This window comes from Rhizobium mongolense USDA 1844 (genome assembly GCF_000419765.1).
Lineage (GTDB): Bacteria > Pseudomonadota > Alphaproteobacteria > Rhizobiales > Rhizobiaceae > Rhizobium > Rhizobium mongolense.
Window position 1 is genome coordinate 92920 of the sequence record NZ_ATTQ01000009.1, and the last position, 23616, is coordinate 116535.

At 60.0% G+C, this 23616-nt stretch carries 25 protein-coding genes; 20 read left to right on the forward strand and 5 right to left on the reverse strand.

What is annotated here, in order from left to right; all coding sequences use genetic code 11:
- Positions 1–103: 103 nt before the first annotated feature.
- Positions 104–1090 carry a sugar-binding protein gene (locus tag A3C3_RS0118770; RefSeq protein WP_028739780.1) on the reverse strand — a complete coding sequence of 329 codons (987 nt, stop codon included), beginning with the start codon at positions 1088–1090 and terminating at the stop codon, positions 104–106.
- Between the two features lie 48 nt (positions 1091–1138).
- Complete coding sequence (locus A3C3_RS0118775; RefSeq protein WP_028739781.1) at positions 1139–2119, reverse strand: NAD-dependent epimerase/dehydratase family protein; 981 nt, start codon at positions 2117–2119, stop codon at positions 1139–1141.
- A gap of 253 nt (positions 2120–2372) precedes the next feature.
- On the opposite strand from A3C3_RS0118775, the gene A3C3_RS0118780 reads away from it, so the two are divergent.
- The 3 genes from A3C3_RS0118780 (at position 2373) to A3C3_RS0118790 (ending at position 4724) form a co-directional block, all read left to right on the forward strand.
- Positions 2373–3113 (forward strand): ATP-binding cassette domain-containing protein, encoded by a 741-nt coding sequence (locus tag A3C3_RS0118780; RefSeq protein WP_022716123.1) that lies wholly within the window; start codon positions 2373–2375, stop codon positions 3111–3113.
- Positions 3114–3151: 38 nt separating this feature from the next.
- Positions 3152–4150, forward strand: coding sequence for an ABC transporter permease (locus tag A3C3_RS0118785; RefSeq protein WP_028739783.1), 999 nt, complete (start codon positions 3152–3154; stop codon positions 4148–4150).
- Positions 4151–4388: 238 nt separating this feature from the next.
- The gene (locus tag A3C3_RS0118790) at positions 4389–4724 is read left to right on the forward strand and encodes a hypothetical protein (protein WP_022716125.1); all 336 of its coding nucleotides are present in this window, start codon (positions 4389–4391) and stop codon (positions 4722–4724) included.
- Between the two features lie 170 nt (positions 4725–4894).
- Here the strand turns inward: A3C3_RS0118790 and A3C3_RS38735 are convergent, their stop codons facing one another.
- On the reverse strand, positions 4895–5638 hold the full coding sequence (locus tag A3C3_RS38735; RefSeq protein ID WP_084796982.1) for a metallophosphoesterase: 744 nt from the start codon (positions 5636–5638) through the stop codon (positions 4895–4897).
- Positions 5639–5964: 326 nt separating this feature from the next.
- Here A3C3_RS38735 and A3C3_RS0118800 point away from each other — a divergent pair, with 326 nt between their 5' ends.
- From A3C3_RS0118800 to A3C3_RS0118830, 7 genes are all read left to right on the forward strand, one after another.
- A complete protein-coding gene (locus tag A3C3_RS0118800) occupies positions 5965–6870 on the forward strand; it encodes a S1C family serine protease (protein ID WP_028739785.1) in 906 nt (301 codons plus the stop codon).
- A gap of 75 nt (positions 6871–6945) precedes the next feature.
- Complete coding sequence (locus A3C3_RS0118805) at positions 6946–8004, forward strand: LacI family DNA-binding transcriptional regulator (RefSeq protein WP_028739786.1); 1059 nt, start codon at positions 6946–6948, stop codon at positions 8002–8004.
- 4 nt (positions 8005–8008) lie between these two features.
- Complete coding sequence (locus tag A3C3_RS0118810) at positions 8009–8965, forward strand: substrate-binding domain-containing protein (RefSeq protein ID WP_022716129.1); 957 nt, start codon at positions 8009–8011, stop codon at positions 8963–8965.
- A complete protein-coding gene (locus tag A3C3_RS0118815) occupies positions 8962–9771 on the forward strand; it encodes an ATP-binding cassette domain-containing protein (RefSeq protein WP_022716130.1) in 810 nt (269 codons plus the stop codon). The genes A3C3_RS0118810 and A3C3_RS0118815 overlap by 4 nt, the downstream gene beginning before the upstream one ends.
- Positions 9768–10772 (forward strand): ABC transporter permease, encoded by a 1005-nt coding sequence (locus A3C3_RS0118820; protein WP_022716131.1) that lies wholly within the window; start codon positions 9768–9770, stop codon positions 10770–10772. Before A3C3_RS0118815 ends, A3C3_RS0118820 begins: the two co-directional genes overlap by 4 nt.
- A 3-nt stretch (positions 10773–10775) precedes the next feature.
- Positions 10776–11843 carry a phosphotriesterase family protein gene (locus A3C3_RS0118825; RefSeq protein WP_022716132.1) on the forward strand — a complete coding sequence of 356 codons (1068 nt, stop codon included), beginning with the start codon at positions 10776–10778 and terminating at the stop codon, positions 11841–11843.
- 33 nt (positions 11844–11876) lie between these two features.
- Positions 11877–12647: a glutamine amidotransferase gene (locus A3C3_RS0118830; RefSeq protein ID WP_022716133.1), complete on the forward strand. Its 771-nt coding sequence runs from the start codon at positions 11877–11879 to the stop codon at positions 12645–12647.
- A gap of 3 nt (positions 12648–12650) precedes the next feature.
- Here the strand turns inward: A3C3_RS0118830 and A3C3_RS0118835 are convergent, their stop codons facing one another.
- Complete coding sequence (locus A3C3_RS0118835) at positions 12651–13547, reverse strand: ribokinase (protein ID WP_022716134.1); 897 nt, start codon at positions 13545–13547, stop codon at positions 12651–12653.
- Between the two features lie 24 nt (positions 13548–13571).
- Between A3C3_RS0118835 and A3C3_RS0118840 the strand changes: the two genes are divergently transcribed.
- The 3 genes from A3C3_RS0118840 (at position 13572) to A3C3_RS0118850 (ending at position 16024) form a co-directional block, all read left to right on the forward strand.
- Entirely contained in the window at positions 13572–14414 is an 843-nt protein-coding gene (locus tag A3C3_RS0118840) for a BtpA/SgcQ family protein (protein ID WP_022716135.1), read from the forward strand.
- Positions 14415–14419: 5 nt separating this feature from the next.
- Entirely contained in the window at positions 14420–15064 is a 645-nt protein-coding gene (locus tag A3C3_RS0118845; RefSeq protein ID WP_028739787.1) for a TenA family protein, read from the forward strand.
- 498 nt (positions 15065–15562) lie between these two features.
- Positions 15563–16024, forward strand: a complete 462-nt coding sequence (locus A3C3_RS0118850) for a YbhB/YbcL family Raf kinase inhibitor-like protein (RefSeq protein ID WP_022716137.1) — start codon at positions 15563–15565, stop codon at positions 16022–16024.
- A gap of 95 nt (positions 16025–16119) precedes the next feature.
- Here the strand turns inward: A3C3_RS0118850 and A3C3_RS0118855 are convergent, their stop codons facing one another.
- Positions 16120–16560, reverse strand: coding sequence for a DUF2267 domain-containing protein (locus A3C3_RS0118855; RefSeq protein ID WP_022716138.1), 441 nt, complete (start codon positions 16558–16560; stop codon positions 16120–16122).
- Positions 16561–16807: 247 nt separating this feature from the next.
- On the opposite strand from A3C3_RS0118855, the gene A3C3_RS0118860 reads away from it, so the two are divergent.
- The 7 genes from A3C3_RS0118860 (at position 16808) to A3C3_RS0118890 (ending at position 23611) form a co-directional block, all read left to right on the forward strand.
- The gene (locus tag A3C3_RS0118860; RefSeq protein WP_022716139.1) at positions 16808–17251 is read left to right on the forward strand and encodes a CBS domain-containing protein; all 444 of its coding nucleotides are present in this window, start codon (positions 16808–16810) and stop codon (positions 17249–17251) included.
- Positions 17252–17458: 207 nt separating this feature from the next.
- Complete coding sequence (locus A3C3_RS0118865; protein WP_028739788.1) at positions 17459–18202, forward strand: FadR/GntR family transcriptional regulator; 744 nt, start codon at positions 17459–17461, stop codon at positions 18200–18202.
- A gap of 29 nt (positions 18203–18231) precedes the next feature.
- A complete protein-coding gene (gene denD, locus A3C3_RS0118870; protein WP_022716140.1) occupies positions 18232–19215 on the forward strand; it encodes a D-erythronate dehydrogenase in 984 nt (327 codons plus the stop codon).
- A gap of 1 nt (position 19216) precedes the next feature.
- Positions 19217–19993: an SDR family oxidoreductase gene (locus A3C3_RS0118875; RefSeq protein ID WP_022716141.1), complete on the forward strand. Its 777-nt coding sequence runs from the start codon at positions 19217–19219 to the stop codon at positions 19991–19993.
- 106 nt (positions 19994–20099) lie between these two features.
- Positions 20100–21167, forward strand: a complete 1068-nt coding sequence (locus A3C3_RS0118880; protein ID WP_022716142.1) for an ABC transporter ATP-binding protein — start codon at positions 20100–20102, stop codon at positions 21165–21167.
- Between the two features lie 128 nt (positions 21168–21295).
- Positions 21296–22609 (forward strand): ABC transporter substrate-binding protein, encoded by a 1314-nt coding sequence (locus A3C3_RS0118885; protein ID WP_022716143.1) that lies wholly within the window; start codon positions 21296–21298, stop codon positions 22607–22609.
- Positions 22610–22675: 66 nt separating this feature from the next.
- Positions 22676–23611, forward strand: a complete 936-nt coding sequence (locus A3C3_RS0118890) for a carbohydrate ABC transporter permease (RefSeq protein ID WP_022716144.1) — start codon at positions 22676–22678, stop codon at positions 23609–23611.
- The last annotated feature ends 5 nt before the right edge of the window (positions 23612–23616 follow it).

The window sequence follows — 23616 nt, forward strand, 5'->3', positions numbered from 1 at the left end:
GGTCAAATGTTGCCGCAATGACAAGAGACGTCAGCGAGCCTTCACCTTGAGATGATCGGGAGAGCCGGAGCGCCCAGTGGTTTTGGGCGCTCCGAACCACGCGTTATTTCTGGATGCAGGTGTCGACTGTGTCCTTGGTGCATTCGTCGAGCCCGGTGAACACCGGATCCTCAACCGGCTTTCCGGCGATCAGGTCCATCATCACGGAGGGTGCCTTGTAGCCCATTTCGAAAGGACGCTGGCCGACCAGCGCGGTGACAAGCCCCTCCTTGGCTATCGCCACTTCGTCGCCGATCGTGTCGGCGGCGCCGATGACGAACTCGTTCTTGGCGATCTTGTCGGCGATCGGCTTGAACAGGTCGCGGTAGGGCTGGGGCGCGCCGAAGAGCGGCCAGCCGCCCATGATGCCGAAGCCGGCAAGGTCGGGATTGGCGGCGAGGATGTCAGTCATCGCCTGCACGCCCTTGGCGCCGTCGTCATTGGTGAACACTGGGCAGCCGGCGACCTCGGTCCAGCCGCCTTCGCCCTTGAGCTCGGTCAGTCCTTCCTTGCCCGACAGCGAATCGCGCCAGCCCTGTGCGCGACGCAGAATATTGTCGGCGCCGGGATTGCCCTGGATCGAGCAGACCTTGCCACCATCGGGCTTGGCCTCTTTCATGTAGTCGCCGATGCGCTTGCCCATCAGATAGTTGTCGGTGCCGAGATAGGTCTTTCGCAGAGCGGCGTCTTCCTTGGCGAGGTCGGCGTCGAGCGTCATCACCGGAACGCTCGGATTGGCTGTCTTGAGTGTCTGGGCGATGAGCTTGGCGTTCGACGGCGAGATGGCGATTGCAGCCGTGTCGGCCTTGCCCAGCATGTCCTGGACGATCTGGGCCTCGCCGGCTTCATCGGATGTCGATGCCGGGCCGGTGTAGAAGCACTCATATTCCGAGTCTGGATTTTCCTTGTTCCATTTCTGGCAACCCTGGTTGATCGCTTCGAAGAACGGGTTGTCGAGTCCTTTCACGACGATGACGAGCTGCTTCTTGGCAAGCGCCGGGCCGGCGGTGAGTGCCAAGGCCGTGAATGCAAGTAGTAATGCCTTCCTCATGGTTTCCTCCCTTGAAACAGACGGGCGCGACGCGACCGCCATACGAAATCAACCCGGGTACCAGACAATGCGAGGGTCATCCTGAGAACGCTCGTATTGCCAGGCCGAGTCGATAAGCCTTTCCAGATCGTAGCTGGGCTGCCAATCCAGCAGGTATTTGGCCTTGCTGTTGTCCATCCAATTCGAGTGGTATTGGCTTGGGATGTCGACAGCCTCAAGGTTTCGCGTGTGCGCCAGATAGGCTGCGACTTCGCCATAGTCGACCGGCCGGTCCATGCAGATATTGAAGAGCTGGCGCTTTGCGCGGGGATTGTCGATCGCTGCCAGAATGGCCGATACTAGATCGTCAACATGCACGAAATTACGCTTTAGCGGACGTCCGTCGGCGTCGCGCAGCAGCGGCACTGTGCCGGCTTCCACATAACGTCTCGCATCGTCTTGCGGCACGAGCGCCTTCCAGTCGGGGCCGCCGAAAACATCATCGCCGAAGGACAGCGTATATTTGAAATCATCCTTTTCCATGATCCACGGTGCGCGAAGGCAGCAGCTGTTGATGCCGTACTGGATGGCGAACTGGTCAAGCATCACCTCCTCGAGAACCTTGGAAAGCGCGTAACTTCCAGGATAAGCGCAATGCGGCGTGTCCTCGGTGATCGGTCCGTCGTGACGATAGTAGAAATGGCCGATACCGGCATCACCGCCGATGAGGATGAACTGCTGTGCAGTAGCGCTCATCCGGAAGGCTTCGAGTAACCAGAAAAGACCCTTGACGGTTACGTCCATGACGGCGGCAGGCGTTTCCTTGCAAGTGGCAAGATGCAGAACGTGGGTCACGTCTTTCATTGCGGCTGCCGCGACATACTGGTCGGCGATCGAGCCCTTTGTGACTTCGACACGGCTGGTCTCAGGAAGCAAACGATGATGGCAAAGCGCGCGGATGCGTGCTTTCGAAAATCTCGGATCGTCAAGCAGCCCAGCAATGAAGCGCCGCCCGACCTTGCCCGTCGCACCGGTAACAAGGATCAGCATGCTCTCTCTCCCAGTAACAGCTAATATCCGCCCGCTTCGCACGTCAACGGGTATTTGTCATACAAAACAGATTTTTGTGATGTCTGCTTGATTCGCCGGACAATTGATTGACGCTTTCGCAAGGTTTTGCGTAAATGCGATGGAATCGCCTTTCTGGGAGGACATCGGCAAGGCGAGATTGCGGCATCCATCCCTTGGACGACATCTAAGGGCAATGAGGAAGCCTGAGAGGTTTTGGGAGGGTAGCAGGCTGGTGGCGGTTCTCGAACTCACCAACATCTCCAAACATTTTGGCGCCATCCAGGCAGTCAACGACGTTTCGCTTTCGCTGGAGGCGGGACAGGTCGTCGGTCTCATGGGCGATAACGGCGCCGGAAAGTCGACACTGGTCAAGATGATTGCCGGCAACTTCCGGCCGAGCGAGGGCACCATGCGCCTCGACGGCGCGGAAATCGTCATGCACCGGCCGGTGGAGGCGCGCCAGCACGGCATCGAGATCGTTCACCAGGATCTTGCACTGTGCAATAATCTGACGGCAGCGGCGAACGTGTTCCTCGGACGCGAGTTGCGGCGCGGCATCGGCCCGCTGAAAGTCCTGGACTACAAGACCATGTATCGGCGTGCCGGCGAGATTTTCAGGGAGCTGAAGTCGGAGACGCGGCCCCGAGACCTCGTAAGGCAGATGTCAGGCGGCCAACGGCAGGCGGTGGCGATTGCGCGCACCATGCTGTCGGAGGCAAAGATCGTGCTGATGGACGAGCCGACTGCGGCAATTTCCGTTCGCCAGGTGGCGGAGGTCCTCAATCTGATCCGCGAACTGCGTGACCGCGGCATTGCCGTTGTTTTGATCAGCCATCGCATGCCGGACGTCTTTACGGTTGCCGACCGCGTCATCGTGTTGCGGCGAGGCAGAAAAGTTGCCGACAAGCCGATTACGGCAAGTTCGCCAGAAGAAGTCACAGGTCTTATCACCGGCGCGATCGAACAGGTGTGATCGCGCTGCTTGGATAGTGGAAGAAATGAAGGTCGATGATGGCTGTTACTCTTGACCAGACAATTGCACAGAAGCAGCGGAACTGGCTTGCATCGATCGTGGGCGGGCAAACCTTCTGGGTCCTGATCGCAGTCATCCTCGCCTGTCTTTTCCTGTCTGCTGCAACCGACTCCTTCGCCACGGCGAAGAACCTCTACAATATCACCCGCAACGTCACATTCGTTGCGATCATTGCGCTCGGCATGACGCTGGTGATCATCACCGGCGGCATCGATTTGTCCGTCGGATCGGTGCTCTGCCTGTGCAGCATGGTCCTGGCGGTGGTCATGCATGCCGGCTACAGCATCGAAGTCGGTATTGCCGCGTCGATCGGCACCGCCCTGGTCATCGGGGCATTCAACGGGGTGTTGATCGCCTATCTCGACTTCCCGCCTTTCGTCGTGACGCTCGGCATGCTGTCGATTGCGCGCAGTCTTGCGATGGTCGCATCAAACAATACCGTGGTCTTCCAATTCGGGCCGGATCACGACACGCTTCTGGCGCTCGGTGGCGGCGCGTGGTTTCTCGGCATCGCCAACCCGGTGCTCTACATGATCATTCTGGCGCTGCTGACCGGTTTCGTGCTGCGCTGGACGAGGTTCGGACGTTATGTTTTTGCCATCGGCGGCAATGAGCATGCCGCAACGTTGACCGGGGTTCCGGTACGCAGGATCAAGGTGGCAGTTTATATGATTTCCGCCCTGTCGGCGGGGGTTGCCGGCATTGTTCAAACCGGCTGGCTCGGCGCCGTCACCACCAATATCGGTGCCGGAATGGAACTTCAGGTCATCGCAGCCGCCGTTATTGGTGGCGCCAATCTGGCAGGCGGCGTCGGTACCGCTCTCGGCGCGTTGGTCGGAGCAGCTTTGATCGAAGTGATCCGCAACAGTCTCGGCCTGCTCGGCATCAACGCTTTTTGGCAAGGGACCTTCATTGGCGGCGCCATCGTGCTTGCTGTGCTTTTCGACCGGATCCGGAACTTCCGGCAGAGCGAATAGAGGTCTTGCTTAGATCCTTGCGAGAGTTCGACGACTGTCGACACGCAGTGCCAGTGGACAGTGATGCCAGGCTCTCCATGGAGAAATCCGAAAGTCGGCACCAATAGACCTGCCTGCGGTCAGATGGGCGCGCGCCGAAGGTGGGAGCTTTGCGGCTTGACGGGTCGACCTCAACCGACCGGTCCGCTCATCTCGTAACGGGAAGACATGTTATCGCCTACAAACCACGGATTCTGCGATGATGAAATTGCCTTTGACAACGATCGTCATTCTGGCGCTGCCTGTATCAGAAGTCGCCCGGGCAGATACGCTTCAGCTGTCGGAGATTGATCGCAAGACTGAGGCCCACATTCGGAGCGGCAACACCGGGCGGAATGTTCAATGTTTCGCTTACATACTGAAGGACTTTGAGGAGCGAAAAATCCGCAAATCAGACATCTATGTCACATTCGACGATCCGAATATTGACGGTATTGGCGTCGCAATAGCCGAAACCGACGAGAACTACACTTGCGAAGCCGGTGAACTGCGAGCCTGGGAAGCGGGTGAGTACCAGGCTGTGAAGGCATTTTAGCAGGAGTTTCAGGCAAAATATCTCTCGCTCCGGATCTCTTGTTCTCGTTCCCGGAATGCAGGCAGAGGTATTCATTCAGGCCAACGAACGCACTGCGCCTTCCTATTTTGTGAAACCGCTCGAGCAGATCAATCGCGCCTTCTGCGAGGAATTAAGCGTGAGTTGGTGGGCTAGTCGGAGTGGGAGACATAAAGAAAGCGCGGCTCGCTATTGCCAGCAATCACGACGGCTGACAGGCGTCCTGTGCGATAGGCCCCCGTATCGATCGCTATGCGGTTCGAATGGATCTCCGGAAGTTCTGATCTCGTGATCGTGTGACCATGCACTACGACCTTTTCCAGTGGGTCTGAGACATCGAGGAAGCGTTCGCGTATTTCGCGAAGATCCTGCTCGTCCTGGTCGGCAAGGGGCTTCTTCGGGTCGATCCCGGCATGGACGAGGCAGTAGCCATTCACGATGACCATGTCTGCGGCTCGATTGAGCAGTGCCAGATGATGCGCATATCGGGGAAGCAGCAGGTCCGGCAGCTCTCCTGCCCAGCCCGGCATGCGGTGACTGTAAGACCGAAGGGTCGACTTTCCGCCCAGGCCTGACAGCCAATGATCAAGCGCCGGATCGCCGAGATGGTTAGTCAAAGCCTCGCGAAACAGATAGTCGTGATTTCCGAGAATGAATTGCGATCCCTCACGTTGCTGAAGCGTCGCATGCACAATTTCCATCGCTCGCCGGCTGTCCGGCCCTCTGTCGACGATATCGCCAAGGAATACGACCCGCGGCTCCGCGCCGCATCTCTGCGCATCTTCGTCAATTGTCGCTAACAGAACCTCAAGCAAGCTGGCCATCCCATGAACATCGCCAATGGCATAAACGGGACGAGATACAGAACTGGCTAATTCGACGATTTTCATAGGCATACTCAGACGCAGTACAAGCAATACTCTTCCTTCATCTGCGATGATGCAGCTCTGCTGACAAGGGACGGAGCTCGGCAAGTGCTTGTTGTGGTGTATGAAACGTCAATCCTTTGCCCGCTGTCTGCTAGACGTCGCATCGAAGGACAGTTTTATACGGGCGCTCAATTGATCCGGTTACTCTTGGTCTGCTGCATCGGCCTGAAAGCAGATTCGGCTCTTCCGGCTTGTGCTGCCCCGTGACGAGCCATATTTTAGAGGAATGCCAGGCCCCCATGAAAGCGGTGACGCTTTCGTGCGCGTAGATCTTGCTCATCAGGAACGAAAGCATGAACATCGACAGAATTTTGCGGTCCGTTGTGGCCGTACGTTCTTCAATTCCGGAAGATGCCTTTACGGCCATGACGCTCGGTACCCAAAGGGAGGGAAGCGGCGTGGTGATCCGGGAAAATGGGCTGGTGGTCACGATCGGCTACCTGATCACCGAGGCCGAGGAAGTTTGGCTGACGCGCAATGACGGGTATGTCGTTCCTGCGCATGCGCTTGCCTATGATCAGGAAACCGGCTTCGGTCTGGTGCAGGCGCTTGGGTCGCTTGGCGTTCCCGCATTGGATCTTGGGGATGCTGCCGAAGCGAAGGTCGGCGATCCGGTCATGCTTGCTGACGGTATCGGTCAGTTCGTGCAGGCTACGATTGTCGCCAAGCAGGAATTCGCCGGCTATTGGGAATACCTGCTCGAAGAGGCGATATTCATCGCGCCTGCACACCCTTCCTGGGGAGGCGCGGCACTCATCGGCTCCGACGGCAAACTTCTGGGCATTGGCTCGCTGCGCCTGCAAATGAGCCAAAGGGGACAGAGCGCGGACATCAACATGGTCGTGCCGATCAACCTGCTGCCACCCATTCTTGATGATCTGCTCACGCGCGGCCAAGTGAACAAGCCGCCGCGTCCCTGGCTCGGGGCTTTCTCTGCCGAAAGTAATGGCGACGTGGTGGTCATGAGCGTGGCTGAAGGAGGTCCGGCGGCTCAAGGGGGCCTGCGTGAGGGAGATATCATCTCGGAGATACGGGATGGGGAGGTCGCCGGTCTTGCCGACTTTTACCGCAAGCTATGGAGGAGCGGCCCCGCCGGCGTGGAGATCCCCATGAGGATATTGCGCGACGGCCGCGAGGCGTGGCTGCGTATCAAGTCGGCCGACCGCAACAGCTTTCTTCGAAAGCCGCAGCTGCAGTAGTGAAGCTGCGCTTGACTCATGAAGGGATCGGTGACCTATATGGTAAATCGGTTTACTAAAGCGGTTTACAAGGCGATGGCGAATGAGCGTGTCACCAGTCTGAAGGATGTCGCCGGTGCTGCCGGCGTTTCCGTGACGACGGTCTCGCGGCTGCTGAATGGTTCGCTCGAGCTTCCACACGAGACGAAGAAGAGGATCGAGGATGCGATCCGTGATCTCAACTATCAGCCCAATCCGCATGCCCGGCGCCTAAGCCGCGGGCGCTCGGATACGATCGGTCTCGTGGTGCCCGACATTGCCAATCCGTTCTTCGCAACGCTTGTGGCGGCGGTGGAGGAGGAGGCCGATCGCCGCGGGCTTGCCGTCTCGCTCTACGCGACGCTGAACCGCTCTGGCCGCGAGGTCGCCTATCTTCAGCTTATTGAGCGCAACCACGTCGATGGATTGATCTTCGTCACCAATCATCCGGATGACGGGCAACTCGGGGCGCTCATCAACCGCACCGGCAAGGTTGTCGTTGTGGATGAAGACGTCCCGGATGCGCTGGCACCGAAACTCTTCTGCGACAACGACAGGGGCGGCTATCTGGCGGGAATGCACCTTGCGGAGATGGGGCATCGCCGCGTGCTTTTCATCGGCGGGCCCGAACGGATGATCAGCGCACAGCGCCGTTTCCAAGGGCTCGAAAGGGCGATGGACGAACTGTGGGGTGCCGATGCCGTGCTGCTTAACTACAAGGGCGAATACACCGTCGCCTTCGGGCGGGACGCCGCCAAGCGCTTCATAGCCGAGGGCATGCCCGCCAGCGCGATCTTCGCGAGTTCGGATGAAATCGCGATCGGTCTCATTGAAGTCTTGCGCAGCCAAGGCATTTCGATCCCGCAGGAAGTGTCGGTCGTTGGCTTCGACGACGTCGGGCCGCTGCATCTTTTTGCGCCTCCGCTGACGGCCATCCGCCAGCCCGTTCGGCAGATCGGCCAGCGCGCGCTGTCGTTGCTTCTTGAGACAAACTGGCAGGAGCGTACCCCATCCACTGTGGAAGAGCTCCTGCCGGTCGAAATCGTCGTGCGGAATTCCGTTGCGCCGCCGGCGAATCCAAAAACCGCAATGGACAAAAAAAGAACCAGAGGATGAGAACATGACCCGGACTATCAAACGCAGAACATTTACAGCCGCTCTCGGCTTCACCGCATTGGCAACCGCCTCGCTCGCAGGCTTGGGCGCAAGTGCGCAGGAAAAGACCTTTGCGCTGGTGCAGATCAACCAGCAGGCATTGTTTTTCAACCAGATGAACGAGGGTGCCCAGAAGGCGGCCGATGCAGCAGGCGTAAAACTCGTGATCTTCAATGCCAACAACGATCCGGCTGCCCAAAACAGCGCGATCGAGACCTATATCCAGCAGAAAGTCGCCGGTCTTGCCGTCGTTGCCATCGATGTCAACGGCATCATGCCGGCCGTCAAGCAGGCGGCAGACGCCGGTATCCCCGTGGTCGCGATCGATGCAATCCTCCCTGAAGGCCCCCAGAAGGCGCAGATCGGCGTCGACAACGCCAAGGCCGGCGCTGATATGGGCAAATTCTTCCTCGACTATGTCAAGGCGAACATGGACGGCAAGGCAAAGGTCGGTGTCGTCGGTGCGCTGAACTCGTTCATCCAGAACGTCCGCCAGGAGGGCTTTGAAAAGACGCTCGAAGGTGTCTCCGGCATCGAGAAGGCCGGCGTCGTCGATGGTCAGAACATTCAGGACAATGCGCTTGCCGCCGCCGAGAACCTGATCACCGGCAATCCGGATATGACCGCCGTCTATGCGACCGGGGAACCGGCGCTGATGGGAGCCATCGCCGCTGTCGAAAGCCAGGGCAAGCAGGATGCCATCAAGGTGTTCGGTTGGGACCTCACTGCCCAGGCGATCGCCGGCATCGACGCCGGTTACGTTGCTGCCGTGATACAGCAGGATCCGGCCGCCATGGGTGCTGCGGCCGTCGACGCGCTGAAGAAGCTCTCGGATGGCGGTTCGGTCGATAAGAACATCGCGGTTCCCGTGACCATCGTCACCAAGGAGAACGTGGAACCATACAGGGCCGTTTTTAAATGATCAGCCACGGACAGCACCCAAGCGCTGTCTCCGGAACCGGGGGAGCCATGCTCTCCCGGCAATCCGGGGCGGCAAAACGGCCGCGCATATCGCTTCGCGATATCCGCAAGACCTTCGGCTCGCACCAGGCGCTGCGCGGCGTCGACCTTGACCTCTACCCCGGGGAGTGCCTCGGCCTTGTAGGCGACAATGCGGCAGGTAAGTCAACGCTTACTAAAATTATCTCCGGCACCTATATACCCGACGGTGGAACGATCTTGATCGATGGAGAGGAGGTGCGTTTTTCCGGTCCCGCCGAGGCCCGCTCGCGCAATATAGAGATGGTCTTCCAGGACCTGAGCCTCTGCGATCATATCGATGTGGTCGGCAATCTCTTTCTCGGCCGCGAAATCACCAAGGGACCTTTCCTCGATCGTGCGACCATGCTTGCCGAGGCGCGCAAAATGCTCGATGCGCTGGAAATTCGCATCCCACGGCTGACTGCAAAGGTCGAAAAGCTTTCCGGTGGCCAGCGCCAGGCCATTGCAATTGCGCGGGCCGCCTCCTTCAGTCCCAAGGTTCTGATCATGGACGAGCCGACATCGGCACTTGCCGTTGCCGAGGTGGAAGCCGTTCTCTCGCTGATCAACCGCGTCAAGGCAAAGGGCGTTTCCGTCGTTCTCATCACTCATCGCCTGCAGGACCTCTTCCGGGTCTGCGACCGGATTGCCGTCATGTACGAAGGCACCAAAGTCGCCGAGCGCGAGATCGGCAAGACCGATCTGGAGGATCTCGTGAAGCTCATCGTCGGAGGAGAAAGGCAGTGACAGTCTATACCGAACGCGCCAAGGGCTCGCCGCTTGCCGACTTCTTTGCCGAGCATGCCCAGGTCCTGTCGATCGCCTTTTTCTTCCTCGCCTGTGTGGCCTTCTTTGCAGTCACGACCGATACGTTCATGACCGTTGGAAATCTTCTGAATGTCATACGGCAGGCGGCGCCGATTCTTATTGTCGCCGTCGCGATGACCCTGGTCATCGTCACCGGCGGTATCGATCTGTCGGTCGGGTCGCAGGTGGCGCTCGTCAACGCCGTGGCGGCGATCATTCTCGCCATGGGTTACCCCTGGCCGATCGTTGTCGCGGGGATGCTGGCCTTCGGGGCGCTGATGGGCATAGCGCAGGGATGGTTCGTTGCCTATCAGGGAATCCCGGCCTTCATCGTCACGCTGGCGGGACTTTCGATCCTGCGCGGCCTGGCGCTTTATCTGACGCAGGGCTATTCGATCCCGATCAAGGACGTGCCGGGTTTCTTCTGGCTGGGACGCGGCCAGTTTATCGGATTGCCGGTCCCGGCGCTGATCGCCGTTCTCGTTGCCGCCATCGGCTATGTGGTGATCTCCTCGACCAAATATGGACGGCAGGTCGTGGCCGTCGGCTCCAACATGGAAGCAGCACGCCGCGTCGGCATGCCGGCGCAGTGGATCATTGCCTCGGTCTATCTCGTTTCCGGCGTGGCCTCGGCGCTGGCCGGGCTGTTGATTGCGGCGCGTCTTGGTTCCGGTTCGTCAAACGCAGCCGTCGGTTTCGAACTGCAGGTCGTTGCGGCCGTGGTGCTCGGCGGCACGTCGCTGATGGGTGGCCGCGGCACGATCCTCGGCACGGTGCTCGGAACGCTGACGATCGCGGTGATCGGCAATGGGCTCATCCTGATGCACATCTCGCCGTTCTTCACCCAGATCGTGACCGGTGTAATCATCCTCCTGGCGATCTGGCTCAATACCCGCATCTTCACCACCAGTTTCCGTTTCGGCAGCAAGAAGAAGGGCTGAGTGATGGCAGGTGAACTCTCCGAAGGCCATATCCGATCCGGCAAGGTGATGACCGTTGCCGGGCCGGTTCCAGCTGATACGCTCGGCGTCACGCTGATGCACGAGCATGTCCTCAACGACTGCCGTTGCTGGTGGCATCCACCAAAGACGCCGGAGCGGCAATATCTTGCCGAAGGTTTCGTTTGCATGGAGATTCTCGGTGAGCTCCGCCAGGACCCGTTCGTCAACAAGCACAACATAGCGTTGGACGACGAGCCGCTGGCGATCGCCGAACTTAAGGATTTCGCGAGGGAAGGCGGCATGACGGTCGTCGAGCCGACGTGCCAGGGCATCGGCCGCAACCCGCTGGCGCTCAGGCGCATTGCCAAGGCAGCGGGACTCAATATCGTGATGGGTGCGGGCTATTACCTCGCCTCGTCGCATCCGGCCAAGGTTGCTGGCATGAGTGTCGCAGAGATTGCCGATGAGATCGTCTGCGAGGCTCTTGAGGGGGCTCAAGGCACGGATGTGAAGATCGGTCTGATCGGCGAGATTGGTGTCTCTTCCGACTTCACCGCGCAGGAGGAAAAGTCGCTGCGCGGCGCAACCCAAGCACACCGCCGCACAGGTCTGCCGCTGATGGTCCATTTGCCCGGCTGGTTCCGGCTCGGCCACAAGGTGCTCGACATCGTGGCCAAGGAGGGTGGCGATCTCCGACACACCGTTCTCTGCCACATGAATCCCTCGCATGAGGATCTCAACTATCAGGGCGAGATCGCTTCGCGCGGCGCGTTCCTCGAATACGACATGATCGGCATGGATTTCTTCTATGCCGACCAGCAGGTGCAGTGCCCGAGCGACGAGGAGGCTGCACGCGCCATCGTCAAGCTCGTCGAGATGGGACACGCTGGCCGTATCCTGCTGTCGCACGACGTTTTCCTGAAGATGATGCTGACGAAATACGGCGGCAACGGCTATGCCTACGTCCTCAGGCATTTCCTCCCGCGCCTCAAACGCCACGGTCTCAATGACCAGATCATCGGCCAAATGATGCGCGACAATCCACGGTCGGTCTTCCAGGCTGCTGCCTGACGGCTGGATTTCATCAGAGAAACGGTAAGGACAATGACAAAGAAAGTACTCCTCGTCGGTGAAAGCTGGGTCAGTTCGGCCACCCACTACAAGGGCTTCGACCAGTTCGGCAGCGTCACTTTCCATTTGGGCGCCGAGCCGCTGGTCAAGGCGCTTCAGGGTAGCGAATTCGAACTGACCTACATGCCGGCGCACGAGGCGGTGGAAAAATTTCCCTTCGGCATGGCCGGGCTTGACGCCTATGACGCGGTCATCCTGTCAGACATCGGCGCGAACTCGCTGCTCCTGCCGCCGGCGGTGTGGCTCCAGTCGAAGACGGTGCCGAATCGGCTGAAGCTCATCAAGGCCTGGGTCGAGAAGGGCGGCGCGCTGTTGATGGTCGGCGGCTACTTCTCGTTTCAGGGGATCGACGGCAAGGCGCGCTGGCGCCGCACGCCGGTCGAAGACGTCTTGCCCGTCACCTGCCTTCCCTATGACGACCGCGTTGAAATGCCGGAAGGATCGACGGCCGTCGTCGTGAAGCCGGAACATCCGGTCATGGCCGGGCTTGACGGCGAATGGCCGCTGCTTCTCGGCGTCAACGAAGTGGAACTGCGCGACCGTGCCGATATCGAGGTGCTTGCCCGCCTGCCGGAGGATCAGGGGAGCCATCCGTTGCTGGTGCTGGGTTCGCATGGCAAGGGCCGCACGGCCGCCTGGACCTCCGATATCGGTCCTCACTGGCTGTCGCCGGCTTTTTGCGAGTGGGAAGGGTATGGACGCTTGTGGACCAATCTCCTTGCCTGGATGACCGAGGCGCGCTGAAGCTCAGGCGGCGAGGATGGCATGGAGTTCGGCCTTGGTGGGAAACGCAGATCGGGTGCCTCGCCGGCTGACAGTTAAGGCAGCAGCAGTGGTCGCGTGGCGTATGGCGCGGGCGTCAAGCGGCACGCCGCGCAAGGCACAAGAGGCGAGTGCCGTGCCCATGAAGGTGTCGCCGGCGCCCGTCGTATCGATGGCGGTGACGGCGGCCGCCGGGATCTTAAGGGTGCCTGCCCGGCTTGCGAGCATTGCGCCTTCGCCGCCGAGTGTCAGGACAGCATGTTTGACCCCCGCAGAGATCAGGGTCGACGCGGCAGCTTGGCCGCCGCTTCCAGTCAAGCTCTCGGCTTCGCCTTTGTTCAGAAAGGCGATGTCGATGAGCGGCCAGAGATCGGCGAAGAAGCGACGAAGGGGCGAGGGATTGAAGGCGGTCACCAGCTGTCGGCGCCTGGCTTCTTCAAGGATGCCGCGGGTAACGTCATCGGAAAGGTTGCCCTGCAGGACAACGAGATCGCCAGCGGTACTTTCGGCAAGCGGCCGAATTGCTTCCGAAAGGGTCAGCGAACCGGCAGAATCCGTGGTCGTGACGATGGCATTTTCGCCATCGGGGGTGGTGAAGATGATAGAGAAATCGCTCGCCTTTCCGGAGAGCCGGACCAGTCGCGCGTCGACCGGTTCTTCGGCCAACTGGCTGCGAATGATTTCAGCGCGAAAATCATCGCCGACGGCTGCAACAAGGATGGAGGTAAGACCGGCACGGCCCATCACCACGGCCTGGTTCGCGCCTTTGCCGCCAAGGTCACGGGTTTCCTCGTGACCGAGAATTGAGGCGCCTGCCTCGGGCATGGCCGATACGGAAATGGTTTCGTCCACTGTTACGTTGCCGATGACATAAGCACGCATGACTGGCTTTCGAAAGGGAAACAGATGCAGGAAATATCCGACAAGACCTCAAGCGCCATACGGGAAATATTCGGGACTGACAAGGCGCTGATCGGCATGATCCATTGCCCCGCCTTTCCCGGCGCACCGCGTTACCGCGGCAAAGAGATGAACGCAATCTATGACACTTGCCTGCGCGACGCCGAGGCCCTGATGGAGGGCGGTATGCACGGGCTGATTATCGAAAATCACGGCGACATCCCGTTCTCGAAGCCGGAGGATATCGGCCCGGAGACCGCGGCTTTCATGTCGGTCGTCACCGATCGCATCGCACGGGCCGTTGATGTCCCCCTCGGGATCAACGTCCTTGCGAATGCGCCGATCCCATCATTCGCCATCGCCATGGCCGGCGGCGCAAAGTTCATCCGGGTCAACCAGTGGGCCAACGCCTATGTCGCGAATGAGGGCTTCATGGAAGGCCGCGCGGCGCAGGCGATGCGCTACCGGTCGATGCTGAGAGCCGAGCACATTAGGGTTTTCGCCGACAGCCATGTCAAGCATGGCGCACACGCCATCACCGCCGACCGCACGATCGAGGAACTGACCCGCGACCTTGCTTTCTTCGACGCCGATGCCGTGATCGCCACGGGACAGCGCACAGGCAACACGGCGAGCATCGAGGAGATTGAGGAAATCGGCGCAGCGACACATCTGCCCTTGCTGGTCGGTTCCGGCGTCAGCAAGGAGAATATCGTCAAAATCTTGAAGCGCACCAACGGCGTCATCGTCGCCTCCTCGCTGAAGCACGGAGGCGTGTGGTGGAACCCGGTCGACATCGAGCGCGTCAAGGCCTTCGTTGCAGCCGCCGGACCGGCTTTGAAAGGATGAACGGCATGCTGGAGAGCATGTCGGATCAGCTCATCCGGGAAAACCGGTCCATCTTCGAGGCTATGGTCAGTCATCGCTTTGTCGAGGACATCAAGGCGGGCCGCCTGTCGAAGGAAGTCTTCGACAGGTACCTCGTTTACGAGGGTGCCTTTGTCGAAACGGCCATCTGCATCTTCGCCTATGCAACGGCCAAGGCAGAGACCATTGCGCAGAAGCGATGGCTGATCGGTGTGCTGGACGCGCTCGCCAATCAGCAGATTGCCTATTTCGAGAAGACCTTCGCCGCACGCGGGATCGATCCCACAGCCTTCGATGTCGATCGGCCAGAGGTGGCGGACTTCCGCAACGGCATGCTGGAGATCGCAAGATCCGGAGGCTTCCTCGACACGATCGCCGCCATGTTTGCTGCTGAATGGATGTATTGGACCTGGTCGCGTCAGGCGGCCGAATGCCGGATCGACGATCCATTGCTCAAGGAATGGGTGGACCTCCACGCCCACGAGGATTTTGCCGCCCAGGCGCGCTGGCTTAAGGCGGAGCTCGACCTTGCTGCTGATCCGCTTAATCCCGCCGAGCGGTCGCGGCTCAGCAGCATCTTCGGCCGGGTCCAGCAGCTGGAGATCGGTTTTCACGACGCGCCCTATCGATAGCGGAGAATACCTGCGACACAGGCGGTTGGCATCGCCGGCGAGGGCCCCGTGAGACGGCTCGTAGCGGCGAGGCGGTCGCCGGACAAAAGAAGGAGCTGCCGGGTTGCGCAGGGCTGCATAGGCTCGACGGCGTCCTTGCCTGAAGGCTGCTCTAAGCCTTCGGGAAGCAGCTGGCGGGCTTAGACGCGCCATACTGGGCTTCCGATATCACAACAAGTTCGGTCTGTCGGTGGCGATCGAAGGCACTCCAGGAAGCGCTTCGCAAGCCTAAGGCGGCGGCAGGCGAGATTACTAGACAGGCCGAGCGTGGCGGTGTCTTTCACCGTGACCGGGCCGTATCTCGAAGCGCTACTGCCAACGGCTACCGATAATCCTCAAGACAAAGCTGCGGAAAAGCCAGCGGCCGGGGAACAATACCGCTGCCTTCAGGTTGATCTTGCTTCAACACAAAAGCCCCAGAGGCTGCGCGTGAGCCAGCAGGATGAAAGGAGAAGCGCCATGGCACTGACCCTGATGAGCCCGGCATTCACACAGGATAATCCCATTCCCAAGAAATATGCGCGCTCCGGCGAAAATCTGTTTCCGCCTCTCAAGTGGGGCGGGGCTCCGCAAGGAACGAGAAGCTTTGCCTTGATCGTCGAAGACCCGGACGCGCCGCGCGGCACCTTCCGCCATTGCGGCATTGCCAATATCCCGTCCGATTGGGATGCTCTGGCCGAAAGCGCCGATACCGCACCGGAAAACGCGCCACGCTTTTACAGGAATGATTTCGGCAATGCGCGCTATGACGGTCCGCAGCCGCCACGGGGCGACCAGGCGCATCACTATATCTTCCGCCTTGCCGCGCTCGACGTCCCGAGGCTTTCGGTTCCCGGTGACGCCGGAATCGTTTCGATGTGGAACGAGGCAAGGAAACATATGCTCGACGAGGCAAGCATTACCGGGACCTATCAGAGCTGAGCTGATTTCATTTGATCCGACTTGGCAAGTGCTGATCGCACAGCGCAATGCGTCCCCGAGGTTCCGGCGAGAAGGGCGGCAGCCCGTGTTCCGCGCTATCTTACGCCGACGCTGTCGGGCCACAAAGCCTGAATCTCCTTGGGCAGTGCGTCGCGCACCTTCGCCGATTGGCCGAGATCGATATGACGGGCAAGAACGTGGAAAACCGATTTCGCCGCATCGGCGGGATCGACCGGACGAATGGATTTTAGCCCTTCGGCGACACGCTCGAGGAATTCATCGCGTGAACGCATCTTGTCCGGCATCTGGGAAGGTCGATACTGATCGTAATAGATGCCACGAACGATGAGCGGCAGTTCTGCGCCGAGATGGGCCGCAAGGTCCGGCGAGAGCCTGTCGCGCAAGGCCCTCAGGACGGCGCCCAGAATATGCCATGCGACGTGCCGGTCGGGGCCATGGTCGGCCATGATTTCGTTCAGCCAGATATTGGTAGTTTGCAGTGTCTTGTCGAAGACATCGAGACCGGTGGTGCTCATATTGACACCCTCCTTTGCAAGGGGCCGGTCGAAGCCCGGACATCCTTCTCAAAGAGCACAACTGCAATTGGCTGCAATTGTTTCGTCATTCGCAAAGAAAACGGCCGTGAACGTCTATGTGCGGGTATTTGCCTGGCGTGAGCGTCCAGATTGCTGACAGGGACGTTAATCGATGACGCTTGGAACATTGCCGAGCCAGATACGTTGGACTTCTGTAGAAATCCATACAAGGCGGAGGATAAAAATCATGAAAGTGAGCGAAGTGATGACGCGCGACGTCCGGCTCATCAGGCCGGGTGACACGATACAGGAAGCGGCAAGGATCATGGCCGAACTCGACGCCGGCGTTGTGCCCGTCGAGGATAATGACCGGCTCGTTGGCATGCTGACGGATCGCGACATCGCGGTACGCGCCATTGCTCAGGGGCAGGGACCTGAGGCGAAGGTCGGCGATATCATGACGTCCGAAGTCAGATACTGCTTTGATGATCAGGACACCGACGAGGTCTGCAAGAACCTTGCCGATCAACAGATCAGGCGCATTCCGGTGGTCAATCGGGACAAGCGGCTGGTCGGCATATTGTCGCTGGGCGATCTGGCCACAGTCGCCGAAAAAACGTCGGCCGGCGCAGCTCTTGCGGGCATATCGCGGCACGGAGGCCACCATTCGCAGTCGAGCGGCCTTCACTAAGCGGCCGCGCGATGCGCTAAAAAGCCGGGAACGCGGCGCCCTTATGCGCCACTCAGTGATCCCGCCAGTACCCGGTGCGCGCCGTTTCGCTGCGCGCACCCCCAATGCTGCACTGCGGCGACGAATGTCTCTTGACGGCTGACCTGCGGTAACCTTTACTCAACTGATCTGCTGGACCAACCAGTGGATCAGTGAGCGATGGGGACCATGGACGAGAGCCCGATCTTGACGCAGGTACCGAATGTCGGGCGAAGCCTCGCCCGCCAGACGGCGCGCGACGTCATCGCTGAAAAGCTGATGGTCCTGATTGCCACGAACATGCTGCGGCCGGGCGACGAGCTGCCGGGTGAGCGCGAGCTTGCCAATGTTCTTCATGTGAGCCGGGAAACGGTGCGCGGCGCAATCCAGATGCTTGCCGCCCAAGGCATCATCGAAGTCTCGCACGGCAGCCGCAGCCGCGTCGGCAAGGTCGACCTCAGCCACATCACCGTCACCATCGCATCCCCTAACGCCATCGACAGTTACGATTTGGAATCGGTTCATGCGGCGCGCCTACATATCGAACTCAAGGTCGTCGGCGATGCCGCCGAAAGGATAGACGCCGAAACGCTGAAAAAGCTGCAGGGCCTCATCGAAGCGCAGCGTCTGGGTGGAGACGATGCAATGCGCTTTCTCATCTGTGACCGTGAATTCCACGTCGCAATCTATCGCGCCTGCGGAAACCCGCTGCTCGCCGACTTCGTCACCGATCTATACACCTACATGATGGACTACCGGCGCAACGCCATGTCCCAGCCGGGCGCCATTAAGGCCAGCTACGCCGATCACGTTGCGATCGTCGAGGCTCTTGAACGGCATGACCGGGACGCCGTAATCGCCGCGTTTCGCCATCATCTGACGCGTATTTACGAAACGACCAGGGCTCTTTTGAGCGCCGGCAGTCCGGCGTGAGCCGAACAGCATGAGGAGATTTGCCTGATATGCATGTGATGGTTATCGGCGCAGCCGGCATGATCGGACGCAAACTCGTGGAAAAGCTCGGCTCCAACGCCGAAGCGCTCGGCCCAGGCATCGACAGGCTCACGCTCGTCGATGTCGTTGCTCCGCCGGTGCCTGCCGCACTTGCCTCCGTTTCCAACGCGCTGGCGCTGGATCTCTCGGATGCCGGCGCCGCAGCCACGCTTGCCGCCTTGCGACCGGATCTGATCTTCCATCTCGCGGCAATCGTGTCCGGCGAGGCCGAGGCGGATTTCGACAAAGGCTACCGCGTCAATCTCGACGGCACGCGCTCGCTCTTTGAGGCGATCCGGTACGAAGGCCAAAAAGAGCCTTACACCCCGCGCCTGATCTTTGCGTCATCCATCGCCGTCTTCGGCCAGCCCTTCCCGGAGAAGATCAGCGATGATTTCTTCACGACGCCGCTGACGAGCTACGGGACGCAAAAGGCAATCTGCGAGCTCCTGTTGGCCGATTATTCACGCCGTGGCATTTTCGACGGCATCGGCATCCGCCTTCCGACGATCTGCATTCGCCCAGGCAAGCCCAACAAGGCGGCCTCCGGCTTTTTTTCCAATATCCTGCGCGAGCCGCTGGTCGGCCAGGAGGCGGTGCTCCCCGTCGACGAGAACGTCCGCCACTGGTTTGCAAGCCCCCGTTCGGCGGTCGGCTTCTTCGTCCATGCCGCGCGGATCGACACCAGCAAGATCGGGCCGCGCCGCAATCTGACCATGCCCGGCCTTTCCGCGCTCGTCGGCGAAGAGATCGAGGCGCTGCGCCGCGTTGCCGGCGACAAGGCGGTCAAGCTCATCCGCCGCGAGGCCGACCCCGCCGTTCGTGCGATTGTTTCCGGCTGGGCGACGGACTTCGATGCGCAGCGCGCCACCGCGCTCGGTTTCAAGGCCGAAGCCAATTTCGACGAGATCATCAAGATCCACATAGACGACGAACTCGGGGGTAAAATCTGAGATGCCGCAATCCGCAACCCTGCAGAAAGGCAAGATCGCGCTCGTCACCGGCGGTGGCACCGGCATCGGCCGCAGCATCGCCGGGACCTTGAGCGCTGAAGGCTATGTCGTCGTCATTACCGGCCGCCGGAGCGACGTTCTGGAAAAAGCCGCCGCCGAGCTTGCTGCCGAAACCGGCGGGACGGTCCGGGCGATGACCTGCGATATCGGCCTTGCCGATCAGGTGGCAGACCTTTTTGGTCGGATCAAAGCCGAGTTCGGCAGGCTCGACCTTCTCGTCAACAATGCCGGCAGCAATATTCCGGCGATCCCGCTGGAGGACGTCAGCTTCGATCAGTGGAGCGGGGTGGTTGCGGCCAACCTTACCGGCGCCTTTCTATGCACGCAGCAGGCTTTCAGGTTGATGAAATCGCAGGAGCCGCGCGGCGGCCGCATCATCAACAACGGATCGATTTCCGCCACGACGCCGAGGCCGAATTCCGCTCCTTATACGGCGACAAAACATGCGATCACCGGTTTGACGAAATCGGCCGCACTCGACGGACGGCCATACGATATCGCCTGCGGCCAGATCGATATCGGCAATGCCGCAACGGATATGACGTCGAAGATGAGCTCGGGGGTGCTGCAGGCGAATGGAGAGATTGCGAGCGAGCCGACGATCCCGTCCGAGCATATCGCCCGCGCCGTCGTCTATATGGCAAGCCTGCCGTTGGAGGCAAACGTGCTGACCATGACTGTGATGGCGACAAAAATGCCCCTCGTGGGCAGGGGATAGGCATAACGAAGTTGAATTGGCCGGCGCCCTGGCGGTGTTATCCTGGAGCAGGGATAGCCGGGCAGATGAGGGCCGAAGGCGAAGACAAGGTCTGGGAGGGACTTTTATGGCAGCTGTCGAGTTTGTCGATGTCAGGAAATCATTCGGGGCGTTCCCAGTCATCAAGGGTGTGAACATCGAGATTGCCGACGGGGAGTTCGTGATCCTGGTCGGGCCGTCCGGATGCGGAAAATCCACGCTTTTGAGAATGCTCGCCGGGCTCGAAAACATATCCGCCGGGGAAATCCGCATCGGCAGCCGCGTCGTCAACGGGCTGGCGCCGGGAGAGCGCGACATCGCCATGGTCTTTCAGAACTATGCGCTTTATCCGCACATGACGGTCGCCCAGAACATGGCGTTTTCGCTGATGCTCAAACGTGCGCCGAAGGCGGACATGGACCAGCGCGTGAACAAGGCCGCCGGGATCCTCGGCCTCACCAAACTTCTCGACCGCTATCCACGCCAGCTTTCCGGCGGTCAGCGGCAGCGCGTCGCCATGGGCCGGGCGATCGTGCGCGATCCGCAGGTGTTCCTCTTTGACGAACCGCTCTCCAACCTCGACGCCAAACTCCGCGTCGCAATGCGTGCCGAGATCAAGGAGCTCCACCAGCGCCTTAGCACAACGACCGTCTATGTCACCCACGATCAGATCGAGGCGATGACGATGGCCGACAAGATCGTCGTCATGCATGACGGCGTCGTGGAACAGGTTGGCGCGCCGCTCGATCTCTACGACAATCCGGCGAACCTCTTTGTCGCAGGCTTCATCGGCTCGCCGGCGATGAACATGTTCAAGGGCCGGCTCAATCCGGACAACGCCAACCAGTTCATTGCGTCGGACGGAACGGCCCTGCCGGTTGCAAATCCGCCTGCCGGGGCAAAGGGACGCGATCTGATCTATGGGTTGCGCCCGGAATATATCGCGCTCGATGCCAATGGTCTGCCGGCTGAGATCGTCGTCATCGAGCCGACCGGCTACGAAACGCAGCTGATCGTGAGGTTCGGGGGCGCTGATGTCAGTTGTGTCTTCCGCGAACGCGTCAACGCGCGCCCCGGCGAGACGTTGCGCGTCTCGATCGACGCGTCGCATGTGCATCTCTTCGATGCCGAAAGCGGACAGAGATTGAGTGCCTGATAACGCTTCAGCGGAGGCCGGGAAGAAGAGGAGCCTTCCCTGCTCATCCGCCGATGCGATGACCGTCGTTCGCCACGCGGGAAGGTGAACGCCGGAGAATTCGCTCCCGCTTTTCAAGGAGGAGTATTATGACAATCAAAAGACGTGATTTTCTTGCCGCGTCGGCGGCCGCGGCCGGTATCGCGGGCCTTTCGCCGTTCGGGGTCCGACCGTCTTTCGCCCAGGCCGAACCGAGCTACAAGCCGGAAGAAGGCGCAAGCCTCAGGCTTCTTCGCTGGACGCCCTTCGTCAAGGGAGACGAGGATGCCTGGCTTGCCAACACCAAGAAGTTCACCGAGGCGACCGGCGTCGAGGTTCGCGTCGACAAGGAAAGCTGGGAAGATATCCGTCCGAAGGCTGCCGTTGCCGCCAATGTCGGCTCCGGTCCGGACATGGTGATGTGCTGGTTCGACGACGCCCATCAGTATCCCGACAAACTCGTCGACCTGACCGAACTTGCGAACTATCTCGGCAACAAGTACGGCGGCTGGTATGACGGTGTCCGCGGCTATGCAACCCGCGACGACAAGTTCATCGCTATGCCGCTCACGGCGATCGGCAATGCCGTCGTGTACCGCGACAGCCATGTGAAGGCGGCCGGCTTCAGCGAGTTCCCGAAGGATACGGCCGGCTTTCTGGAACTTTGCAAGGCAATGAAGGCCAAGGGCACGCCCGCCGGCTTCCCGCATGGCAAGGCGGTCGGCGACGGCAACAATTATGCCCATTGGCTGCTTTGGAGTCATGGCGGCAAGATGGTGGACGAAAGCGGCAAGGTGACCATCAACAGCCCCGAAACGCTGGCTGCCATCAACTATGCGAAGGAACTCTATGCAACCTTCATCCCTGGCACGGAAAGCTGGCAGGACATCAACAACAACCGGGCATTCCTCGCCGGGCAGGTTTCGCTGATCGCAAACGGTGTGTCAGTCTACTATGCGGCGAAAAAAGATCCAAAGCTTGCCGAAATCGCCGCAGACATGAGAACCACGAACTTCCCGATTGGTCCGGTCGGCAAGAGCGTCGAGCTGCACCAGACGAGCTCGCTGCTTCTCTTCAGCCATACCGAGTACCCGGAAGCTGCAAAAGCCTACATCAAGTTCATGATGGAAGCCGACCAGATGAATGCTTGGATTACAGGTTCCAGCGCCTATTGCTGCCAGCCGCTGAAGGCCTTTGCCGACAATCCCGTCTGGACGTCCGATCCGATCCATGCGCCCTATGCGCGTGCTTCGGAGACGCTGCGGCCGAACGGTTATGCGGGCCCCCTCGGCTATGCTTCGGCAGGCACTATGGCCGACTACGTGCTCGTCGACATGTTCGCCGTTGCTGTAACAGACCAGATGACGCCGGAAGACGCGATGAAAGAAGCCGAGCGCAGGGCAAACCGCTACTACCGGGTTTAAGCCCGCTTAAAGGTCTGCAGCATGCCGGCGACGGCATGCTGCGATTGTCCATCAGGAGATAGAACCATGTCGACCGTGACATCCGGGGATACGACGCGCGGCCGGGTCGCATCGCTCATGCAGAACAACAACATGCTCGGCTTCTTGTTCATGCTGCCGGCGGCCATCTTTCTCGTATGTTTCCTCACCTACCCGCTCGGACTGGGTGTCTGGCTCGGCTTCACCGACACTCGGATTGGTCGCGACGGTATCTTCATCGGCCTTGAGAACTATCAGTTCCTTGCCAGCGATTCCGTTTTCTGGCTCTCGGTCTTCAACACCCTGCTTTATACGTTCGTTGCCTCCGTCTTAAAATTCGTGCTTGGCCTCTGGCTGGCGCTGCTTCTCAATCAGCACCTGCCGTTCAAGTCCTTCTTCCGCGCTATCGTCCTGCTTCCATGGGTCGTTCCGACGGTGCTGTCGGGGCTGGCTTTCTGGTGGATCTACGATTCGCAATTCTCGATCCTTTCCTGGTCGCTGATGCAGATGGGGCTGATTGATGGACCGATCAATTTTCTCGGCGATCCCACCAATGCGCGGATCTCGGTGATTATCGCCAATGTCTGGCGCGGCATTCCGTTCGTTGCCATCTCGCTGCTCGCCGGCCTGCAGACCATTCCCGCCTCGCTGCAGGAAGCCGCCTCGCTCGACGGCGCAACCAGCTGGCAGCGGTTCCGCTATGTGACGCTGCCGATGCTGACGCCGATCATCGCCGTCGTGATGACGTTTTCGGTGCTTTTTACCTTCACCGATTTCCAACTGATCTACGTGCTGACCAAAGGCGGGCCGGTCAATGCAACGCACCTGATGGCGACGCTGTCCTTCCAGCGCGGCATTCCGGGCGGCCAGTTGGGCGAGGGAGCTGCCATTGCGGTCGCGATGATCCCCTTCCTGCTTGCCGCCATCATGTTCAGCTTCTTCGGTCTGCAGCGCCGCAAATGGCAGCAGGGCGGCCAGGATTAACGCTC

Excerpts from the sequence above, each read along its gene's own strand:
- A3C3_RS0118890 (WP_022716144.1), top strand. The coding sequence starts at position 22,676 with ATGTCGACCGTGACATCCGGGGATACGACGCGCGGCCGGGTCGCATCG.
- A3C3_RS0118860 (WP_022716139.1), top strand. The coding sequence starts at position 16,808 with ATGAAAGTGAGCGAAGTGATGACGCGCGACGTCCGGCTCATCAGGCCG.
- A3C3_RS0118815 (WP_022716130.1), top strand. The coding sequence starts at position 8,962 with ATGATCAGCCACGGACAGCACCCAAGCGCTGTCTCCGGAACCGGGGGA.
- A3C3_RS0118825 (WP_022716132.1), top strand. The coding sequence starts at position 10,776 with ATGGCAGGTGAACTCTCCGAAGGCCATATCCGATCCGGCAAGGTGATG.
- A3C3_RS0118800 (WP_028739785.1), top strand. The coding sequence starts at position 5,965 with ATGAACATCGACAGAATTTTGCGGTCCGTTGTGGCCGTACGTTCTTCA.
- A3C3_RS0118770 (WP_028739780.1), bottom strand. The coding sequence starts at position 1,090 with ATGAGGAAGGCATTACTACTTGCATTCACGGCCTTGGCACTCACCGCC.
- A3C3_RS0118875 (WP_022716141.1), top strand. The coding sequence starts at position 19,217 with ATGCCGCAATCCGCAACCCTGCAGAAAGGCAAGATCGCGCTCGTCACC.
- A3C3_RS0118805 (WP_028739786.1), top strand. The coding sequence starts at position 6,946 with ATGGCGAATGAGCGTGTCACCAGTCTGAAGGATGTCGCCGGTGCTGCC.
- A3C3_RS0118810 (WP_022716129.1), top strand. The coding sequence starts at position 8,009 with ATGACCCGGACTATCAAACGCAGAACATTTACAGCCGCTCTCGGCTTC.
- A3C3_RS0118880 (WP_022716142.1), top strand. The coding sequence starts at position 20,100 with ATGGCAGCTGTCGAGTTTGTCGATGTCAGGAAATCATTCGGGGCGTTC.
- A3C3_RS0118845 (WP_028739787.1), top strand. The coding sequence starts at position 14,420 with ATGCTGGAGAGCATGTCGGATCAGCTCATCCGGGAAAACCGGTCCATC.
- A3C3_RS0118835 (WP_022716134.1), bottom strand. The coding sequence starts at position 13,547 with ATGCGTGCTTATGTCATCGGCAACGTAACAGTGGACGAAACCATTTCC.
- A3C3_RS0118775 (WP_028739781.1), bottom strand. The coding sequence starts at position 2,119 with ATGCTGATCCTTGTTACCGGTGCGACGGGCAAGGTCGGGCGGCGCTTC.
- denD (WP_022716140.1), top strand. The coding sequence starts at position 18,232 with ATGCATGTGATGGTTATCGGCGCAGCCGGCATGATCGGACGCAAACTC.
- A3C3_RS0118790 (WP_022716125.1), top strand. The coding sequence starts at position 4,389 with ATGATGAAATTGCCTTTGACAACGATCGTCATTCTGGCGCTGCCTGTA.
- A3C3_RS0118885 (WP_022716143.1), top strand. The coding sequence starts at position 21,296 with ATGACAATCAAAAGACGTGATTTTCTTGCCGCGTCGGCGGCCGCGGCC.
- A3C3_RS0118865 (WP_028739788.1), top strand. The coding sequence starts at position 17,459 with ATGGACGAGAGCCCGATCTTGACGCAGGTACCGAATGTCGGGCGAAGC.
- A3C3_RS0118840 (WP_022716135.1), top strand. The coding sequence starts at position 13,572 with ATGCAGGAAATATCCGACAAGACCTCAAGCGCCATACGGGAAATATTC.
- A3C3_RS0118785 (WP_028739783.1), top strand. The coding sequence starts at position 3,152 with ATGGCTGTTACTCTTGACCAGACAATTGCACAGAAGCAGCGGAACTGG.
- A3C3_RS0118830 (WP_022716133.1), top strand. The coding sequence starts at position 11,877 with ATGACAAAGAAAGTACTCCTCGTCGGTGAAAGCTGGGTCAGTTCGGCC.
- A3C3_RS0118855 (WP_022716138.1), bottom strand. The coding sequence starts at position 16,560 with ATGAGCACCACCGGTCTCGATGTCTTCGACAAGACACTGCAAACTACC.
- A3C3_RS38735 (WP_084796982.1), bottom strand. The coding sequence starts at position 5,638 with ATGCCTATGAAAATCGTCGAATTAGCCAGTTCTGTATCTCGTCCCGTT.
- A3C3_RS0118850 (WP_022716137.1), top strand. The coding sequence starts at position 15,563 with ATGGCACTGACCCTGATGAGCCCGGCATTCACACAGGATAATCCCATT.